The sequence below is a fragment of the Rhizobium leguminosarum genome, assembly GCF_019798305.1.
GTDB lineage: Bacteria > Pseudomonadota > Alphaproteobacteria > Rhizobiales > Rhizobiaceae > Rhizobium > Rhizobium leguminosarum_U.
Window position 1 is genome coordinate 88,434 of the sequence record NZ_JAAXDD010000001.1, and the last position, 18,122, is coordinate 106,555.

General features: G+C 60.9%; 17 protein-coding genes and 1 pseudogene. 12 read left to right on the plus strand and 6 right to left on the minus strand.

The window, feature by feature from the left end; genetic code table 11:
* Positions 1-97: 97 nt before the first annotated feature.
* Together pyc and HFO99_RS00400 are read left to right on the plus strand one after the other, a co-directional pair.
* Entirely contained in the window at positions 98-3,562 is a 3,465-nt protein-coding gene (pyc, locus tag HFO99_RS00395) for a pyruvate carboxylase (RefSeq protein ID WP_222358363.1), read from the plus strand.
* 185 nt (positions 3,563-3,747) lie between these two features.
* Positions 3,748-4,320 carry an NADPH-dependent FMN reductase gene (locus tag HFO99_RS00400; protein ID WP_222358366.1) on the plus strand — a complete coding sequence of 191 codons (573 nt, stop codon included), beginning with the start codon at positions 3,748-3,750 and terminating at the stop codon, positions 4,318-4,320.
* 120 nt (positions 4,321-4,440) lie between these two features.
* Here HFO99_RS00400 and HFO99_RS00405 read toward each other — a convergent pair whose 3' ends face one another.
* The 4 genes and pseudogenes from HFO99_RS00405 to HFO99_RS00420 all read right to left on the minus strand — a co-directional run.
* Positions 4,441-5,202, minus strand: coding sequence for an amino acid ABC transporter ATP-binding protein (locus HFO99_RS00405; RefSeq protein ID WP_222334774.1), 762 nt, complete (start codon positions 5,200-5,202; stop codon positions 4,441-4,443).
* Entirely contained in the window at positions 5,199-5,879 is a 681-nt protein-coding gene (locus HFO99_RS00410; protein WP_017966098.1) for an amino acid ABC transporter permease, read from the minus strand. The genes HFO99_RS00405 and HFO99_RS00410 overlap by 4 nt, the downstream gene beginning before the upstream one ends.
* Positions 5,880-6,086: 207 nt before the next feature.
* Entirely contained in the window at positions 6,087-6,860 is a 774-nt protein-coding gene (locus tag HFO99_RS00415; protein ID WP_222358369.1) for an amino acid ABC transporter substrate-binding protein, read from the minus strand.
* 152 nt (positions 6,861-7,012) lie between these two features.
* Positions 7,013-7,217: pseudogene (locus HFO99_RS00420) on the minus strand (EamA/RhaT family transporter); the annotation flags it as partial.
* A 161-nt stretch (positions 7,218-7,378) separates the two neighbouring features.
* On the opposite strand from HFO99_RS00420, the gene HFO99_RS00425 reads away from it, so the two are divergent.
* The 4 genes from HFO99_RS00425 (at position 7,379) to hisC (ending at position 11,937) form a co-directional block, all read left to right on the plus strand.
* Positions 7,379-8,155, plus strand: coding sequence for a DeoR/GlpR family DNA-binding transcription regulator (locus HFO99_RS00425; RefSeq protein ID WP_222358372.1), 777 nt, complete (start codon positions 7,379-7,381; stop codon positions 8,153-8,155).
* A 63-nt stretch (positions 8,156-8,218) separates the two neighbouring features.
* Complete coding sequence (locus tag HFO99_RS00430) at positions 8,219-9,409, plus strand: MFS transporter (RefSeq protein ID WP_222358375.1); 1,191 nt, start codon at positions 8,219-8,221, stop codon at positions 9,407-9,409.
* A gap of 199 nt (positions 9,410-9,608) precedes the next feature.
* A complete protein-coding gene (gene ispG / locus HFO99_RS00435) occupies positions 9,609-10,859 on the plus strand; it encodes a flavodoxin-dependent (E)-4-hydroxy-3-methylbut-2-enyl-diphosphate synthase (RefSeq protein ID WP_222358378.1) in 1,251 nt (416 codons plus the stop codon).
* A gap of 16 nt (positions 10,860-10,875) precedes the next feature.
* The gene (gene hisC / locus HFO99_RS00440; RefSeq protein ID WP_222358381.1) at positions 10,876-11,937 is read left to right on the plus strand and encodes a histidinol-phosphate transaminase; all 1,062 of its coding nucleotides are present in this window, start codon (positions 10,876-10,878) and stop codon (positions 11,935-11,937) included.
* 9 nt (positions 11,938-11,946) lie between these two features.
* On the opposite strand, the gene HFO99_RS00445 is transcribed toward hisC, so the two are convergent.
* Entirely contained in the window at positions 11,947-12,861 is a 915-nt protein-coding gene (locus tag HFO99_RS00445; RefSeq protein ID WP_222358384.1) for a polyprenyl synthetase family protein, read from the minus strand.
* A 135-nt stretch (positions 12,862-12,996) separates the two neighbouring features.
* On the opposite strand from HFO99_RS00445, the gene mtgA reads away from it, so the two are divergent.
* From mtgA to HFO99_RS00470, 5 genes are all read left to right on the plus strand, one after another.
* Complete coding sequence (gene mtgA / locus HFO99_RS00450) at positions 12,997-13,734, plus strand: monofunctional biosynthetic peptidoglycan transglycosylase (RefSeq protein WP_222358387.1); 738 nt, start codon at positions 12,997-12,999, stop codon at positions 13,732-13,734.
* A gap of 94 nt (positions 13,735-13,828) precedes the next feature.
* Complete coding sequence (locus tag HFO99_RS00455) at positions 13,829-14,551, plus strand: DUF1868 domain-containing protein (RefSeq protein ID WP_222358389.1); 723 nt, start codon at positions 13,829-13,831, stop codon at positions 14,549-14,551.
* Between the two features lie 13 nt (positions 14,552-14,564).
* Positions 14,565-15,212: a glutathione S-transferase family protein gene (locus HFO99_RS00460; protein ID WP_222358392.1), complete on the plus strand. Its 648-nt coding sequence runs from the start codon at positions 14,565-14,567 to the stop codon at positions 15,210-15,212.
* 155 nt (positions 15,213-15,367) lie between these two features.
* Entirely contained in the window at positions 15,368-15,553 is a 186-nt protein-coding gene (gene rpmF / locus HFO99_RS00465) for a 50S ribosomal protein L32 (protein ID WP_003543812.1), read from the plus strand.
* A 145-nt stretch (positions 15,554-15,698) separates the two neighbouring features.
* Positions 15,699-16,106, plus strand: coding sequence for a hypothetical protein (locus tag HFO99_RS00470; RefSeq protein ID WP_222358396.1), 408 nt, complete (start codon positions 15,699-15,701; stop codon positions 16,104-16,106).
* On the opposite strand, the gene phaR is transcribed toward HFO99_RS00470, so the two are convergent.
* Complete coding sequence (phaR, locus tag HFO99_RS00475; RefSeq protein ID WP_003543798.1) at positions 16,101-16,673, minus strand: polyhydroxyalkanoate synthesis repressor PhaR; 573 nt, start codon at positions 16,671-16,673, stop codon at positions 16,101-16,103. The two genes, HFO99_RS00470 and phaR, sit on opposite strands and share 6 nt — an antisense overlap.
* Positions 16,674-16,911: 238 nt before the next feature.
* On the opposite strand from phaR, the gene HFO99_RS00480 reads away from it, so the two are divergent.
* Positions 16,912-18,093, plus strand: coding sequence for an acetyl-CoA C-acetyltransferase (locus HFO99_RS00480; protein ID WP_222358400.1), 1,182 nt, complete (start codon positions 16,912-16,914; stop codon positions 18,091-18,093).
* Positions 18,094-18,122 lie beyond the last annotated feature (29 nt).

The window sequence follows — 18,122 nt, forward strand, 5'->3', positions numbered from 1 at the left end:
CGCAGTCGCAAGATAAATTGAACTTTCTGTGACAAGAAGTTAAGAATTTCCTTCGCGGGTGCAGCATGCCCGCGTCTGAACGTCTGAGGAGACCGTTTTGCCCATTTCCAAGATTCTCGTTGCCAATCGCTCTGAAATTGCCATTCGCGTGTTCCGTGCGGCTAACGAACTTGGAATAAAGACGGTGGCGATCTGGGCGGAAGAGGACAAGCTGGCGCTGCACCGCTTCAAGGCGGACGAGAGCTACCAGGTCGGCCGCGGCCCGCATCTTTCCAAGGACATGGGTCCGATCGAGAGCTATCTGTCGATCGAGGAGGTGATCCGCGTTGCGAAACTCTCCGGCGCCGATGCCATTCATCCCGGCTATGGCCTGCTGTCGGAAAGCCCCGAATTCGTCGATGCCTGCGACAAGGCGGGTATCATCTTCATCGGCCCAAGGGCTGATACGATGCGCCAACTCGGCAACAAGGTCGCGGCGCGCAACTTGGCGATCTCGGTCGGCGTTCCTGTGGTGCCGGCCACCGGGCCTTTGCCGGAGGACATGGCCGAAGTGGCGAAGATGGCGGAAGGCATCGGTTATCCCGTCATGCTGAAGGCCTCGTGGGGCGGCGGCGGGCGCGGCATGCGCGCGATCCGCGATCCGAAGGATCTCGCCCGCGAGGTGACGGAAGCCAAACGCGAGGCGATGGCCGCCTTCGGCAAGGACGAGGTTTATCTGGAAAAGCTCGTCGAGCGTGCCCGCCATGTCGAAAGCCAGGTTCTCGGCGATACGCACGGCAATGTCGTGCATCTCTTCGAGCGTGACTGCTCGATCCAGCGCCGCAACCAGAAGGTCGTCGAGCGCGCCCCGGCGCCCTATCTCTCGGAGGCGCAGCGCCAGGAACTTGCCGCCTATTCGCTAAAGATCGCGGCTGCGACCAATTATATCGGCGCCGGTACCGTCGAATATCTGATGGATGCCGATACCGGAAAATTCTACTTCATCGAGGTCAATCCGCGCATCCAGGTCGAGCATACGGTGACCGAAGTCGTCACCGGCATCGATATCGTCAAGGCGCAGATCCACATCCTCGACGGCTTTGCGATCGGCACGCCGGAATCGGGCGTGCCGCGTCAGGAAGATATCCGCCTCAACGGCCATGCGCTGCAATGCCGCATCACCACGGAAGATCCGGAGCATAACTTCATTCCGGATTACGGCCGTATCACTGCCTATCGCTCAGCGTCCGGTTTCGGTATCCGCCTCGATGGCGGCACTTCCTATTCGGGCGCCATCATCACCCGCTTTTATGATCCGCTTCTCGTCAAGGTCACGGCATGGGCGCCCAATCCCTCCGAAGCGATCGCCCGCATGGACCGGGCGCTGCGCGAATTCCGTATTCGCGGCGTGGCAACCAACCTGACCTTCCTCGAAGCGATCATCGGCCATCCAAAGTTCAGGGACAACAGCTACACGACACGCTTCATCGACACGACGCCGGAACTCTTCCAGCAGGTGAAGCGCCAGGATCGCGCCACGAAGCTCCTGACCTATCTCGCCGACGTCACCGTCAATGGTCACCCCGAAGCCAAGGACAGGCCGAGGCCGCTTGATAACGCGGCCGAGCCGGTGGTTCCCTATGCCAACGGCAACACGGTCAAGGACGGCACGAAGCAGCTCCTCGACACGCTCGGCCCGAAGAAATTCGGCGAATGGATGCGCAACGAGAAGCGCGTGCTTTTGACCGACACGACGATGCGTGACGGCCACCAGTCGCTGCTCGCCACCCGCATGCGCACCTATGACATCGCCCGCATCGCCGGAACCTATGCGCATGCGCTGCCGAACCTGCTGTCGCTCGAATGCTGGGGCGGCGCGACCTTCGACGTCTCCATGCGCTTTCTGACCGAGGACCCGTGGGAGCGCCTGGCGCTGATCCGCGAGGGTGCGCCGAACCTTCTGCTGCAGATGCTGCTGCGCGGCGCCAACGGCGTCGGCTACACCAATTATCCCGACAATGTCGTCAAATATTTCGTCCGCCAGGCGGCCAGGGGCGGCATCGATCTCTTCCGGGTGTTCGATTGTCTGAACTGGGTCGAGAACATGCGCGTCTCAATGGATGCCATTGCCGAGGAGAACAAGCTCTGCGAGGCGGCGATCTGCTATACCGGCGACATCCTGAACTCGGCCCGTCCGAAATACGATCTGAAATACTATACCGAGCTTGCGGTCGAGCTCGAGAAGGCCGGCGCGCATATCATCGCGCTCAAGGATATGGCAGGCCTCCTCAAGCCTGCGGCTGCGAAGGTTCTGTTCAAGGCATTGCGCGAGGCGACCAGTCTGCCGATCCATTTCCACACGCATGATACCTCAGGGATTGCGGCCGCGACCGTTCTTGCCGCTGTCGATGCCGGCGTCGATGCCGTCGATGCCGCCATGGATGCGCTTTCCGGCAATACCTCGCAACCCTGTCTCGGTTCGATCGTCGAGGCGTTGCGCGGTACGGAGCGCGATCCTGGCCTCGATCCGCAATGGATCCGCCGCGTTTCCTTCTATTGGGAAGCGGTGCGCAATCAGTATGCCGCCTTCGAAAGCGATCTGAAGGGTCCGGCATCCGAAGTCTATCTGCATGAAATGCCGGGCGGCCAGTTCACCAACCTCAAGGAACAGGCCCGTTCGCTCGGCCTCGAGACCCGCTGGCATCAGGTGGCGCAGGCCTATGCCGACGCCAACCAGATGTTCGGCGATATCGTCAAGGTGACACCGTCTTCCAAGGTCGTCGGCGACATGGCGCTGATGATGGTGTCCCAGGACTTGACGGTTGCCGATGTCGTCAGCCCCGACAAGGAAGTCTCCTTGCCGGAATCGGTGGTCTCGATGCTGAAAGGCGATCTCGGCCAGCCGCCGTCAGGATGGCCTGAAGCGCTGCAGAAGAAGGCGCTGAAGGGCGACAAGCCCTATACCGTGCGTCCCGGCTCGCTGCTCAAGGAGGCCGATCTCGATGCGGAGCGTAAGGTCATCGAGACGAAGCTCGAGCGCGAGATCAGCGACTTCGAATTCGCGTCCTACCTGATGTATCCGAAGGTCTTCACCGACTTCGCGCTCGCCTCCGATACCTACGGCCCGGTCTCGGTGCTGCCGACACCCGCCTATTTCTACGGTCTCAAGGACGGCGAGGAACTGTTTGCCGACATCGAGCGCGGCAAGACGCTCGTCATCGTCAACCAGGCGATGAGCGCGACCGATAGCCAGGGCATGGTGACTATCTTCTTCGAGCTCAACGGCCAGCCGCGCCGCATCAAGGTGCCGGACCGGGCCCATGGGGCGACAGGGGCCGCCGTCCGCCGCAAGGCCGAACCGGGCAATGCCGTTCACGTCGGTGCGCCGATGCCGGGTGTCATCAGCCGCGTCTTCGTCTCGCCCGGCCAGGCCGTCAATGCCGGCGACGTGCTCGTCTCCATCGAAGCGATGAAGATGGAAACGGCGCTGCATGCGGAAAAGGACGGCACGATTTCCGAAGTGCTGGTGCGGGCCGGCGATCAGATCGATGCCAAGGACCTGCTCGTCGTCTACGCAGGTTGAACAGCAAGTGTCCGTCGTTGAACAGCGCCCTTGAGCGCCTTTGCGAACCGGCTTCATTCACCCGATCGTGTACGATCCGCCTGTTAAAAAGCTGATAGCTAGCAGCCTTCGCGCCTTGCCCGGCGCGGAGGCTTTCTCATAGACTTGGCCATCCGCCCCTAAGACCAATCCAGGAAACAATATCCATGAGCAAGTTGAAGATTGCCGTCATCGTCGGCAGCACGCGTATCGGCCGTTTTGCCGAGCATCCGGCCAAGTGGATTGCCTCTATCGCCGCCGAGCGGCAGGACATCGAGGTCGAGGTTCTCGACCTGCTCGACTACCCCATGCATTTTTTCGGTGAGCAGCGCGCGACGACCGCTGAAAGCGAGACGGCGGAGCGCTGGAAAAAGAAGCTGCGTGAATTCGATGGCTTCATTTTCACCGTCGCCGAGTACAATCACGGTCCGACGGCGGTTCTGAAGAACGCCATCGATCTCGGTGAGTTCATCCAGAAGCCGGTCGGTTTCGTCGGTTACGGCGGCGTCGGCGGCGCACGTGCGGTCGAGCATCTTCGCCTGATCTTCGTGGAAATGGGGGCGGCCTCGGTGAAAACCGGCGTGCATATCGCGCTTGGCGAATATCTCGGCGTCCTCAAGGAAGGAAAGAGTCTCAGCGATTACGCGCATCTCAACGAAGCGGCGAAGAACCAGCTCGACCAGCTCACCTGGTGGGGCAATGCGCTGAAGGCGGCGCGGGCCGTCGTCACCGCCTCCTGATTGGAATTCCAGCAATGCCGGGATGTTCGCATCCCGGCATTAGATCCGGATGATTTGAGGCGAGGTCAAAGCATGATGTCGTCCGAAAACCGCTCACACTTTTCGGCATCATGCTCTAGCTCAGATATCGTAAGTATGGGCGGCGTTGATCGTCGAGATGAAACGTTTGGTGCGCTCGCGCTCCGGCGCACTGAAGATCGCCTTGGCGCTGCCCGTTTCCACCACGCTGCCGGCTTCCAGGAAAACCACGTCATTGGCGATCTTGGAGGCGAGCCGGAGATCGTGGGTCGCCATCACCATCGTCGTGCCTTCGCTGGCAAGTCGGCCCAGCACATCGACCACTTCGGCCGAAAGCTCGGGATCGAGGGCGGATGTTGGCTCGTCACAGAGAAGCACGCGCGGCGACGGCGCCAGTGCGCGGGCGATCGCGACGCGCTGCTGCTGGCCGCCCGACAGCGTCGAAGGCCAGGCATCGGCCTTGTGCGTCATACCAACCTTAGTCAGCAATTCCATCGCACGCTCGCGGGCCTTTTCCCTCGGCCATCTCAACACCGTCACCAGGCCTTCCATGACGTTCTCGATCGCGGTCTGATGCGGGAATAGCTGGAAGTTCTGGAAGACCATGCCGGTCTGGCGGCGGATCTTCTGGATCGCCTGCCAGCTCGTTCGTTTGCCTGGCGCAAAGGTCAGCTTCTCCTCTCCGAGACGGATCGAGCCGGCGGTCGGAATTTCGAGCAGGTTGATGCAGCGCAGCAGCGTGCTCTTGCCGCCGCCGGAAGGCCCGACCAGCGCGGTGACGCTGCCTTCGGGGATGCGGATACTGATATCCTTGAGGATGATGGCGTCGCCGAAGCGCTTTTCAATGTTGGAAAGCTCGATCATGCATTTGCCTCCAGCATGCCGCCATAACGCGCGAAGCGGCGTTCCAGCCGCACCTGCAGCTGCGAGAGAACGGAGCTCAGGACGAGATAGATCAGCGCCGCCTCGATATAGAGGATCAGTGGCTCATAGGTGGTGGCGACGATGCGCTGCGCCGCCTGGAATAGCTCGGGCACGGTGATGGCCGCGGCAAGCGAGGTATCTTTGACCAGGGAGATGAAGGTGTTCGACAAAGGCGGCACGGCGACGCGAGCGGCCTGCGGCAGGATGGTGCGGCTCATCGCCTGGCGCCAGCTCATGCCGATCGAATAGGCGGCCTCCCATTGGCCCTTCGGCACCGAGGAAATGACAGCACGGATGATCTCGGAGCTGTAGGCGCCGATATTCAGCGTGAAGCCGATGAGGGCGGCCGGGAAGGCATCGAGCAGGATGCCGAGGCTCGGCAGGCCGTAGAAGATGACGAAGAGCTGTACAAGCAGCGGCGTGCCGCGGATGGCCCAGACATAGAAGCGCGCGATGGCGGAGAGCGGCATCGGCCCGAAGAGCCGGGCGATTGCGGTGGCGAGCCCGAGGGCCAGGCCGAAGACGAAGGATAGCAGGGTCAGCGGAATGGTGAAGATCAGCCCCGCCCACAGGAGCGAGGGCAGCGATTCCGCCATCAGTTGCAGCCAGTGCGCCAAGGGGGTTCTCTCTCGTCGGTTGGGTCGTGATACTCGAAATACCCCTCCGCAACCCCTCCCCACAAGGGGGAGGGACTTATCTAAGTCCCGCCTCGCAAGAAATAACGACCGAGCGGCAGGCCGAAACGATTATCTGGAGATGAGGCGGTCCGCCGGCTAAGCCCCTCCCTCCTGTGGGGAGGGGTAGGGACTTTTCTTCAGTTGAACTTACTTTGAAACGTCCTGGCCGAAATACTTGTCGGCGATCTTCTTGTAAGTGCCGTCAGCCTTGATGTCGGCAAGCGCCTTGTTGATTTCTGCGAGAAGCTCCGGCTCGTTCTTGCGGATGATGATGCCGGAGTAATCGGCGTTTTCCTGCTCGGCGGCGATCTTCACCGGCGCGTCCGGCTTGTGCTTCTTGAAATCGAGGAAGGAAAGGCTGTCGTTGATCGTGGCGTCGGCGCGTTTGGTGAGCACGAGCTGGATCGACTGATCGAAACCGTCAGTGCCGACGAGCTCGGCGCCGGCTTCGGTTGCGAGCTTGCCGAAATTGCTGGTCAGCGACTGGGCGGCCTTCTTGCCCTTCAGGTCGGCGAAGGTCTTGATGCTGTCGTCGCCGTCGCGGGCGATCAACACGGCCTTGGAGGCGATATAGGGCTCGGAGAAATCATACTTCTGCTTGCGGGCTTCGGTGATGCCGACCTGGTTGATGACCGTGTCGTAGCGCTTGGCGTCGAGACCGGCGATCAGGCCATCCCACTTGCCTTCGACGAATTCGGCCTTCACGCCGAGCTTGGCGGCGATCGCTTCGCCGATCTCGACATCGAAGCCGACGAGCTTGCCGCTTTCGTCATGATAGGTGAAGGGCGCATAGGTGCCTTCGGTGCCGATCTTGAAGACGCCGGCCGATTTGATGGCGGCGAGGTTTTCACCGGCATGGGCAGGCAGGAGAGCCGCAGCCTGAATGAGGGCAGCGGCGGCGACGGTTTTCAACCAGTTCATTGTTTTATCCATCCTTGGGAGGTTGTCATCGGGTGAGGATAATTTGCAGAAAATTAGGACGCTGGAAGCGTAGAAAACTGCGAATAAAAGCAGCAACTGCAAATATTTTTCTCAAAAGGCCGCTCGAACCATGAATCCTGTTGAAACAGGCATCAGGCCGCGATGCGGCGGCGCAGCTTCTCGCTGAGGATGATGATCAATCCGGCGCCGAGGATCATGGCTGCGCCGACGACCACATTCTGTGTCGGGATGCCAGCCCAGATCAGATAACCCAGGAGGAAAGCCCAGACGAGAGAGCTATATTCGAATGGCGCAAGTACGGAGCGGGCGCCGACGTATGCCTTCGAAAAATCGGAATGACCCAATCGATTTTCCCGCCTCGGTCATAGGGCATGTTCGCTCTTTTAGTGCAGCTTTGTTTCCGAACGTCAGAAAACGTGTGATCGTGCATATTGCCTGCATGATCATAAGCGTTTATGCACGTTCTTGGTTTATAAAGATTTCGATCCGGTAGGAACATGCAGGATTTTCTATTGCGAGAGCGCCAAGGCGTGATTTCCGAGAGGCTGCGGCTGAATGGCCGCGTGCTCGCGACGGAGCTTGCGCTCGAATTCGGTGTCTCCGAGGACACTGTACGGCGGGACCTGCGCGAGATGGCGGCAGCAGGGCTCTGCGAGCGGGTATATGGCGGCGCATTGCCGATCTCACCGGCGCATGGAAGCCTGTCGCAGCGCATCGGCTTTGCGCCTGACCGGAAACAGGCGCTGGGGCGCGCTGCGGCAAATCAGATTACCGCCGGCTCGACAGTGTTCTTCGACGCGGGCAGCACCAATCTGGCGATTGCCAATGCGTTGCCGGCCGACCTAGCACTGACGGCTGCGACGAATGCGCCGGCGATTGCCACGGCGCTGATCGACAAGCCGGCCGTCAACGTCATCCTGATCGGCGGAATGGTCGACCGGCAGACGGGCGGTTCGCTCGGCGCCAAGGCCTTGCGGGATATGGAGCAGATCTCGCCCGATCTCTGCATTCTCGGCGCCTGCGGCGTCGATCTCGAGGCCGGCATCACGGTGTTCGGCTTCGAGGATGCGGAGTTCAAGCGGTTTGCGACATCCAGGAGCAAAAGGGTGCTGGTGGCCGCAACCTCGGAGAAATTCAGCACGGCTGCCCCCCATAGCATCCTGCCGGTTGCGCATTGCGAATGCCTGGTCGTCGAGCACGATGCCGATCCGGCCGTTCTCGTCGGTTACCGCGAGCGCGGATGCAGGACTGTTCTCGCCGAGAAAGCGAACTGAGGCGCCGTCACAGAGTTTTGGGAAACCGGGCCAAGCAAGCCCGGCAATGAGGAAAGACCGGAAATGGATAGTCACGTGAGTACGCCGGGAGCCCGGAGCGGCTTCATTACCAGGAGCAGGGCGGCGGTTTCCCTGCTCTTTCTCATGAACGGTTTTGTCGTCGGCTGCTGGGCGCCGAAGATCCCGGATTTTGCCGAGCGTCTGGCGCTGACCAAGTTCGAGCTTGGGCTGATGATCCTCGTTTTCGGCGTCGGCTCGCTGGTCATGATGCCGATCGCCGGTGCGCAGATCGCCAAACACGGCTCGCGTGTCGTCGTTCAGGTATTGGCCGTCTGTCTGCTGCCGTTGCTGCTGGCATTGACACTCGTGCCAAATGTGCTGACCGGGGCAATTTCGCTCTTCCTGTTCGGCGGCTTCATCGGCGCAATGGATGTGGCGATGAATGCCAATGCGGTCTCGGTCGAGAAATCCATGCGCCGCGCCATCATGTCGTCCTGCCACGCTTTCTGGAGCCTTGGCGGACTTATCGGCTCCGGTCTCGGCGGCATCGTGATCTCCAGATTCGGCATTCTCGGCCATGCGCAACTAGCGACCGTGCTGGCGGCAATCTTCCTTGCTCTGGCATGGCCGATGATCCTTGCGGATTCGCCGCATCCCGACACCAAGAAGGAAAAGACGAAGCTGCCGATGGTGCCACTGCCGTGGCTGCTCGGATTGATGGCGCTGTTCTCGATGGTGCCGGAAGGTGCGGTGCTCGACTGGGGCGCGCTCTATCTCCGGCAGGAAATGGATGCATCCGTGGCACTATCCGGTCTTGGCTTCGCGGCCTTTTCGGCGACCATGGCTATCATGCGCTTTGGCGGCGACCTGGTGCGCGACCGTCTCGGCGGCGTCAAGACGTTGCGCATCTGTACGCTGTTTGCCATTGTCGGTATGCTGCTTGCAGGCTTGGCGCCCAATGCCGAGCTTGCCATCCTGGGCTTTGCCTGTTGCGGTATCGGCATTTCCAACATGGTGCCGATCGCCTTCTCGGCGGCGGGCAACATACCCGGCCTCAAGCCTGGCATCGCCATCTCGGTGGTCACGACCATAGGCTATTCCGGCATGCTGGTTGCGCCATCGTTGATCGGCTTCGTCGCCGAGCATATCGGCTTTGCCGTCGTTTTCATGGCGCTGCCGGTGCTGCTCATCGTCGTTCTCCTGCTCTCCAAGCTAGCCCATTATGCCGATGGCACGACTGGAGGCGGTCACTGAGCCGCCTCCCAACAAAAGTGATATCAGGGGCGGTTGACAAGAAAGCGGTCATGATCCACCTGAAAGGCACTGTTTCTAGAGCGCGTCGCAATCTTTCAGATTTGCTCCTCGCGCTTTAGGTCTTTATTTTTCGCATGTCGTTATCGCAAAACCGCTGCACACTTTTGCGCGACATGCTTTAGGGGTGCAAGAACTCTTCATGTTGTCAGCCGCCGATTTTGATCCGAAACCACGCCGCGCTTCCGTTGCCGTCGATGTCGGCGGCGTCATCGTCGGCGGCGGCGCGCCGGTCGTCGTGCAATCCATGACGAACACCGATACGGCCGACGTCGATTCGACCGTCGCGCAGGTCGCCGCTCTCCACCGGGCGGGTTCGGAGCTGGTGCGCATCACCGTCGACCGCGACGAGAGTGCGGCCGCCGTGCCGAAGATCCGCGAGCGGCTGCTGCGCCTCGGCCTGGACGTCCCTTTGATTGGCGACTTCCATTATATCGGCCACAAGCTGCTCGCCGATCATCCTGATTGTGCCGCGGCGCTGGCGAAGTACCGCATCAACCCCGGCAATGTCGGCTTCAAGGACAAGAAGGACAAACAGTTCGCCGAGATCATCGAGATGGCGATCCGCTATGACAAGCCGGTGCGCATCGGCGTCAACTGGGGCTCGCTCGATCAGGATCTGCTGACGGCGCTGATGGACCAGAATGCCGAAGCTGGATCGCCGCTTTCGGCCCGGCAGGTGACGCGCGAGGCGATCGTGCAGTCGGCGCTGCTTTCGGCGGCCCTTGCCGAAGAGATCGGCCTGCCGCGCAACCGAATCATCCTGTCGGCCAAGGTCAGCCAGGTGCAGGACCTGATCGCCGTCAATTCCATGCTCGCCGCACGCTCCAATCATGCGCTGCATCTCGGTCTGACGGAAGCCGGCATGGGCACCAAGGGCATCGTCGCCTCGTCGGCGGCGATGGGCTTCGTGCTGCAGCACGGCATCGGCGATACGATCCGCGTGTCGCTGACGCCGGAGCCGAACGGCGACCGCACGCGCGAAGTCCAGGTGGCGCAGGAAATCCTGCAGGTCATGGGCTTCCGCCAGTTCATACCCGTCGTTGCGGCCTGTCCGGGCTGCGGACGTACGACGTCGACGGTGTTCCAGGAGCTTGCCCAGAACATCCAGAACGACATCCGCAAGAACATGCCGGTCTGGCGCGAGAAATATCCCGGCGTCGAGGCACTGAACGTCGCGGTCATGGGCTGTATCGTCAACGGGCCGGGCGAAAGCAAACATGCCGATATCGGCATTTCGCTTCCGGGCACCGGCGAGACGCCGGCTGCCCCCGTCTTCATCGACGGCCGGAAGGCGCTGACGCTGCGCGGTCCCAATATCGCCGCCGACTTCGAAGCGCTTGTCGTCGACTATATCGAGAAGCGTTTCGGCCAGCGGACGGCGGCGGAATGAGCGCCCGCACGTTCGCATGAGCCGGTTCTGGTCGCCCATCGTCAGCAAGCTTCGGCCCTATGTCGCGGGCGAGCAGCCGCGTATCGCGAACATGGTCAAGCTCAATACCAACGAGAGCCCCTACGGGCCGTCTCCGAAGGCGCTCGAGGCGATCAGGGAAGCGGCGGACGATCGTCTGCGGCTCTATCCCGACCCCACTGCTACGGAATTGCGCGAGACGATCGCGGCCCGTTTCGGGCTGACGGCGGAAGAAGTATTCGTCGGCAACGGCTCCGACGAGGTTCTTGCGCATGCGTTCCAGGCGCTGCTGAAACATGAGCGGCCGCTTCTCTATCCCGATGTGACCTACGCCTTCTACTCGACCTATAGCCTGCTATACGGCGTCGAAGCCATCGAGGTACCTGTTGATGATGGGTTCCGGATCCGGCTGAAAGATTACAACAGATCATGCGGCGCGATCATCATCCCCAATCCGAATGCACCGACTGGCATCGGCCTGCCGCTTGCCGGCATCGAAGCACTTCTTGCCGCCCATCCGGATGCAGTCGTCGTCATAGACGAGGCCTATATCGATTTCGGCGGCGAAAGCGCCATCCCGCTGATATCCACGCATCCCAATCTGCTGGTAATCCAGACCCTGTCGAAATCCCGTTCGCTTGCAGGTCTGCGCGTCGGCTTCGCGTTAGGACAGCGGCCGCTGATCGAGGCGCTGGAGCGGGTCAAGGACAGTTTCAATTCCTATCCGCTCGATCGTCTGGCGCAGCTTGCTGCGACGGCGGCGATCAAGGACGAGGCGTGGTTCGAGACATGCCGTGGGAAAATCATCGCCAGCCGGGAAAGCCTCGGTTCTGAACTTGAAGCTTTGGGTTTCGAGGTCTTGCCGTCGCAGGCCAATTTCATTTTCGCAAGGCACCAAAGCCGTTCGGGGGCAGCGCTTCAAGCCGCCCTGCGGGAGCGCGGCATTCTCGTCCGGCATTTTGTCAAGCCGCGTATTTCGGACTTCCTGCGTATCAGCATCGGCACGGACGAGGAGTGTGCCCGTCTGGTTTCCGCCCTCGAGGAGATATTAGCCGCCTGACCTGCGGGTTCAGTTCTTCCGGTCGGCGATGAACTGCGCCGCAGCGGTGAGGATCGAGGCGCGGGCACCATAGGGTGCCAGCAGCGCCTCTGCATCGCGGACATGCTCACGGAGCTGGGCCTCGGCCCATTCCAGGCCGCGCAGGGCCACAAGCGTTCCCTTGCCGCGGGCCGCATCCTTGCCGGTTGCCTTGCCCATGGTCGCCGCATCCGAGGTCAGGTCGAGAATGTCGTCGGCCAACTGGAAGGCAAGGCCGATCTTTTCGCCGAAGGTGCGCAGGCGGCGGCGATCTTCCGGCGGGCTTGCCGAGATGACGGCGCCGGCTTCGCAGGCGAAGCGGATCAGCGCGCCTGTTTTCATCGCCTGCAGGCGGATGATGCCGGCCTCGCCAGGGACCTGCCTTTCCGCCGCGAGATCGAGCGCCTGGCCGCCGGCCATACCGCCGAGACCGGCTGCGCGGGCAAGGGCCAGCACCAGCGATGCCTTGCTCGAATCGGGAAGGGTCGTTTCCGGCGCGGCAATGATATCGAAGGCATAGGTCAGCAGGCTGTCACCCGCGAGGATTGCCGTCGCTTCGTCGAACTTTATGTGCACCGTCGGTTTACCGCGGCGCAGGTCGTCATCGTCCATGGCCGGCAAGTCGTCATGCACGAGAGAATAGCAGTGGACACATTCGAGTGCGGCGCCGACGCGAAGTGCCGCCTCAGCGTCGCCGCCGAGAAGGGCTGCACTTTCGACGACGAGAAACGGGCGCAGCCGCTTGCCGCCGTTCAGCACGGCATAGTGCATGGCATCGCGCAGCGTCTCGGGCCTGGCGATTTCATCGGAAAGAGCATTTGGTGAAAGCAATACGTCGAGCAGCGCCTCGATCTCGCGGGCGTTGTTCTTCAGCCTCGTCTCGAAAGTGTCCCGGTTCGCGTCCATGAGCGCTGTTTGGCATGAGCGCCCCCGGGCTTGCAACGGAATTGTCGATGGCGGCAGCAAGATTTGCCACGCACTCTGGCATAAGCCCTGCACAGGCGTTATGAGAACGATAGGAGCGAAATCGGACTGGGGACATTGGATATAGCGCCGGAGAGAGAGGACAGCGTCGAGATGCCGGCTCGTCGGCGATGGTTCGAAGACCGGCGTGTGTTGAAACGCATTGTTGTTGTCGTGCTGATCGTGCTGATCCTTCCCTATGCGCTGATCTTTTTCTATCTGCTGCCCTTCATTCACCCCGTCTCGACGCTGATGCTGCGCGATCTCGTGTTGTTGCGTGGTTACGACAGGCAATGGGTGTCGCTTGATAACATCGCCCCGGTTGTGGTCCAGTCGGTGATGATGTCGGAGGACGGGCAGTATTGCTTTCACGGCGGCGTCGACTGGGCGGAAATGCGCATGCTGGTCGAGGATACGCTGAAAGGTCAGGCGACGCGCGGCGGCAGTACCATCCCGATGCAGACGGCGAAGAACCTCTTCCTCTGGAACGGCCGCTCCTTCGTGCGCAAGGGGCTGGAACTTCCGCTCGCGGTGACCACGGATTTCGTCTTGTCGAAACGGCGGCTGATGGAAATCTATCTCAACATTGCCGAATGGGGTCCCGGCATCTACGGCATCGAGGCGGCGGCCCAGCATCATTTCAAGGTGCCCGCCTCGAAGCTGACGCGGCGCCAGGCAGCGCTGCTTGCCGTCTCGCTGCCAAACCCAATCGACCGCAATGCCGGCAAGCCCGGACGAGGCCTTCGCCGGCTCGCGGGCGTCATCGAGAGACGCGCGCAAGGTTCGGGCGATTACATCAGATGCATCTATGATTGACATCAGTACTTGTCGTTGGAAGCGGCAAGTGTCATCTGACATTCTTGGTTCTGCCATATGGGCGAATGCAGTCCAACCAGAGCCCGAGTCGCCCATGACCATCACGACATTTTCGTCCGAACTTCTCTCCTATTCGAAGACGCATAATCCGACTCCGCCCACCCATCTCGGCAGCCGCTATGGCAAGGTCGGCGGCTTTCTGCCGGAAGCCGGCAACACTATCGTCTGCCATCTCGAGAAGGGCTCGCAGACGCAGACGGCGCTGATCGAGGCGCGTCAGAAATATCTGGCGATGCCCGAGGCCCGGCAGTTCCTATTCACGCCGATATCAAGCATTCACATGACGCTTTTCGAAGGTGTCATCGAGACCCGGCGCCGGCAGGATTGCTGGCCGGGCGATCTCCCTCTCGATACGCCGATCGAAGACATGACCGAGCTGATGGCGGCTCGGCTCGAAGGTTTCTCGGTGTTCGATCCCTTCAAGGTCGCCATCGTCGAAGCACGTCCGTCGGGCCTGCTCGTCGACGGGGCGACGGCGAACGACCGCAAGGTCATGCGCGCCTGGCGCAGCGCACTGGCCGATCTTCTCGGCTATCGCCAGCCGAACCATGAGGACTATAAGTTCCACATAACCTTCGCCTATGCGATCGAACGGCTGGAGGACGAAGCCTTGCCGCACTGGCAGGCGATGCTCGATGACGTGGCCGACGATATCCGCCGCAAGGCCGCTGTTTTCGAGCTGACACCGCCGGCATTCTGCGTATTCGAGGATATGAACCATTTCCACGAATTGCTGATCTTCGATTTCGAAGCTTGAACGGGAGAGGCCCATGGACAAACCGACGCTTTACATCGCCAACAAGAACTATTCCTCCTGGTCGTTCCGGCCGTGGATGGCGCTGACGGCTGCCGGAATCGATTTCGAGGAAGTCCTGATCCCCTTCGACGATGCGGGTGGCAATCCCAATATCAAGGCGGTTTCGCCGACCGGGCGGGTACCGCTTCTCAAGCACGGCGCATTGAAGATCTGGGAATCGCTGGCGATCATCGAATATGTCGCCGAACTTTATCCGGACGCTGGCCTTCTGCCGAGGGATCGGGCCGAGCGGGCGCTCGCCCGTTCGGTTTCGATGGAAATGCTCTCGAGCTTCCGGGCGCTGCGCAGCGCCTGCCCGATGAATATCCGCCGGCCGCAGGGCAAGATCGCGTTGCCAGATGGTGTCGACGCCGACATCATCCGCATCGAGACGATCTGGCGCGACCTCCTGCAGCAATCCGGCGGACCGTTTCTGTTTGGCGCGTTCAGCGGGGCGGATGCGATGTTTGCACCTGTCGTCAACCGGTTCGACATCTATGATCTCGTCAGCCGAAACGACATCCTGGCCTATATGGAGACCATGAAGGCGCATCCGGCCTGGCGAAAATGGGAAGAGGCGGCCCGCGCCGAGCCGTGGATCGTACCGGAGGACGAAGTCTGAGCCCGGAATCATCGGCTTCGCAAAAAATACGCATGGGGACTGGTCAACGCCACCCCTTGCATGTATAAGCGCGCCAAATTCCGAAATCGCGACATGTCCGTTTCGGCCGCCAGTCTGGCCGTGGGAATGTTTTGCCCGCAAGTGGAGTAAGAGAAATGGCTGTACCGAAGAGAAAAACAAGCCCGTCCAAGCGCGGTATGCGCCGTTCGGCAGACGCCCTGAAGGCTCCGACCTACGTCGAAGACAAGAACTCCGGCGAACTGCGTCGCCCGCATCATATCGACCTGAAGACCGGTATGTATCGCGGCCGCCAGGTTCTGACGCCGAAGGAAAGCGCATAATTTCCCGATCCGGCTTGTCCGATCGAAGTTTCAAGGCCGGCGTCACGCCGGCCTTTTGCAAATCGACGATATAATATTTGCAATGACTTGCAGTCAGGCAACGGTTTGCGGCAGTATTCTTCCACGATGCGCTGGGAGATTGCAGATGATAGCCGTCATGCCCCTAATGATTATCCCGTTTATTCTTTACAATCTTGCGATGCTGGGCCTGATGGGCGATGGCGGCATTCCGGCACTGCAACATGATATCATCGTGCTGTCGATGATCTCGGGCGCCATCTGGAGCATGGCGCTCGGCGATCTTTTCATCGTCATCGCACTTGTCGTGCTGTTCTTCGAAATCCTCAAAGCCACCAGAACCGGTCCCGGCAATCTCGTCAACCACATGCTGTCGATGCTGGTGTTCATCGCCTTCCTGGTTGAGTTTTTGCTCGTCCGGGATGCTGCGACGCAGGTGTTCTTCATTTTGATGACGATCGCTCTGATCGATGTCATCGGCGGTTTTGCCGTGTCGATCCGGAGCGCCGGGCGGGATGTCTCGATCGGATTATAGGTTGTCGAGCTTGTTCTGAAGAGCGCGGAGCTGTTCCTTCAGCTCGTCGATATCCTTGGCCTCGGCCTTGCGGCTTTCCTTGGCGGGCGGCGTCATGAAGGGCGAGAACATCTGCATCGCCTGCTGAAACAGCTCGGTGTTGCGGCGAACATGGTCCTCGACCATCTGCATCGGCAACTGCAGGTTCTTGCCGAGCGGCGTTTCGCCGAAGGCGCGGGTCACCTGCTCGCGCATCTGGGCCTGCTGTTCGGTGAAGGAGCGCATCGAATGTTCGAGAAAGCTCGGCACGACCATCTGCATCTGGTCGCCGTAATAGGTGATGAGCTGGCGCAGGAAGGAGATCGGGAGCAACGTGTTGCCGGTCTTCGATTCCTGTTCAAAGATGATCTGGGTCAGCACCGAGTGGGTGATGTCATCTCCGCTTTTTGCATCCTGTACGGTAAATTCTTCGCCCTTCTTCACCATCTCCGCCAGGTCTTCCAGCGTCACGTAGGTGCTGGTGCCCGTGTTGTATAGGCGGCGATTGGCGTATTTCTTGATAACGATCTGACCCTCATGCTTCGCCATATCAGTCTCCCGAACCCCCGTCTGATTTATGGATAGTCCTCCATTTGAGACTGTAAACGCAAAAGAAGGCCGGTGACAATCTCTTTGTGCGATGCGGCAAACCTTTCACAGAGCAGATGAATCGGGCTTTGACGGGCTTTGCCTAAAAATGACGGCGGCCGGTCTTCGCGTTTGACTTGTGCTCCAAGCTTTGCCAGTTTCCACTTATGTAAGTGAGACGAAAACGAGGAGCGTCCCCATGAGCAATCCATCCATCGTCATCGCCAGCGCAGGGCGAACAGCAGTCGGCGCCTTCAACGGCGCTTTCGCGACGGTCGTCGCGCATGAGCTCGGGGCGGCCGTCGTCAAGGGCGCTCTCGAGCGCGCCGGCGTCGATCCCGGCGAGGTAGATGAGGTGATCCTCGGCCAAGTGCTTGCCGCCGGCGAGGGTCAGAACCCGGCCCGCCAGGCGGCGATGAAGGCCGGCATTCCGCAGGAAGCGACGGCCTGGGGCGTCAACCAGCTCTGCGGCTCGGGCCTGCGCGCGGTCGCGCTCGGCATGCAGCAGATCGCCACCGGGGACGCCAAGATCATCGTTGCCGGCGGCCAGGAATCCATGTCGATGGCGCCGCATGCCGCGCACTTACGCGGCGGCGTCAAGATGGGCGACATGAAGATGATCGACACGATGATCAAGGATGGCTTGATCGACGCCTTCCACGGCTACCACATGGGAATCACCGCCGAGAATGTTGCGCGCCAGTGGCAGCTTTCGCGCGACGACCAGGATCAGTTCGCGGTCAGCTCGCAGAACAAGGCGGAGGCGGCGCAGAAGGCCGGTCGCTTCGTCGACGAGATCATCCCTTACGTCATCAAGACACGTAAGGGCGACGTTACGGTCGATGCCGACGAATATATCCGTCACGGCGCGACGATAGAGGCGATGGGGAAGCTGCGCCCGGCCTTCGACAAGGACGGCACGGTCACGGCCGCGAACGCGTCCGGCCTCAACGATGGTGCCGCTGCGGCGGTGCTGATGAGCGAGGCGGAGGCAGTTCGGCGCGGCATCCAGCCGCTCGCCCGCATCGTTTCCTGGGCAACGGCGGGTGTCGATCCGCAGATCATGGGTACTGGACCAATCCCGGCTTCGCGCAAGGCGCTCGAGAAGGCCGGCTGGTCGGTCAACGATCTCGATCTCGTCGAAGCCAACGAGGCCTTCGCGGCGCAAGCCTGCGCCGTCACCAAGGATCTCGGGTGGGATCCGTCGATCGTCAACGTCAATGGCGGGGCGATTGCGATCGGCCATCCGATCGGCGCCTCTGGCGCGCGCGTTCTCAACACGCTGCTGTTCGAAATGAAACGCCGCGGCGCGAAGAAAGGTCTCGCCACGCTTTGCATCGGCGGTGGCATGGGTGTGGCCATGTGCTTTGAAGCGCTTTAAATAGCATACGATCCATGTTTGATTGAAGA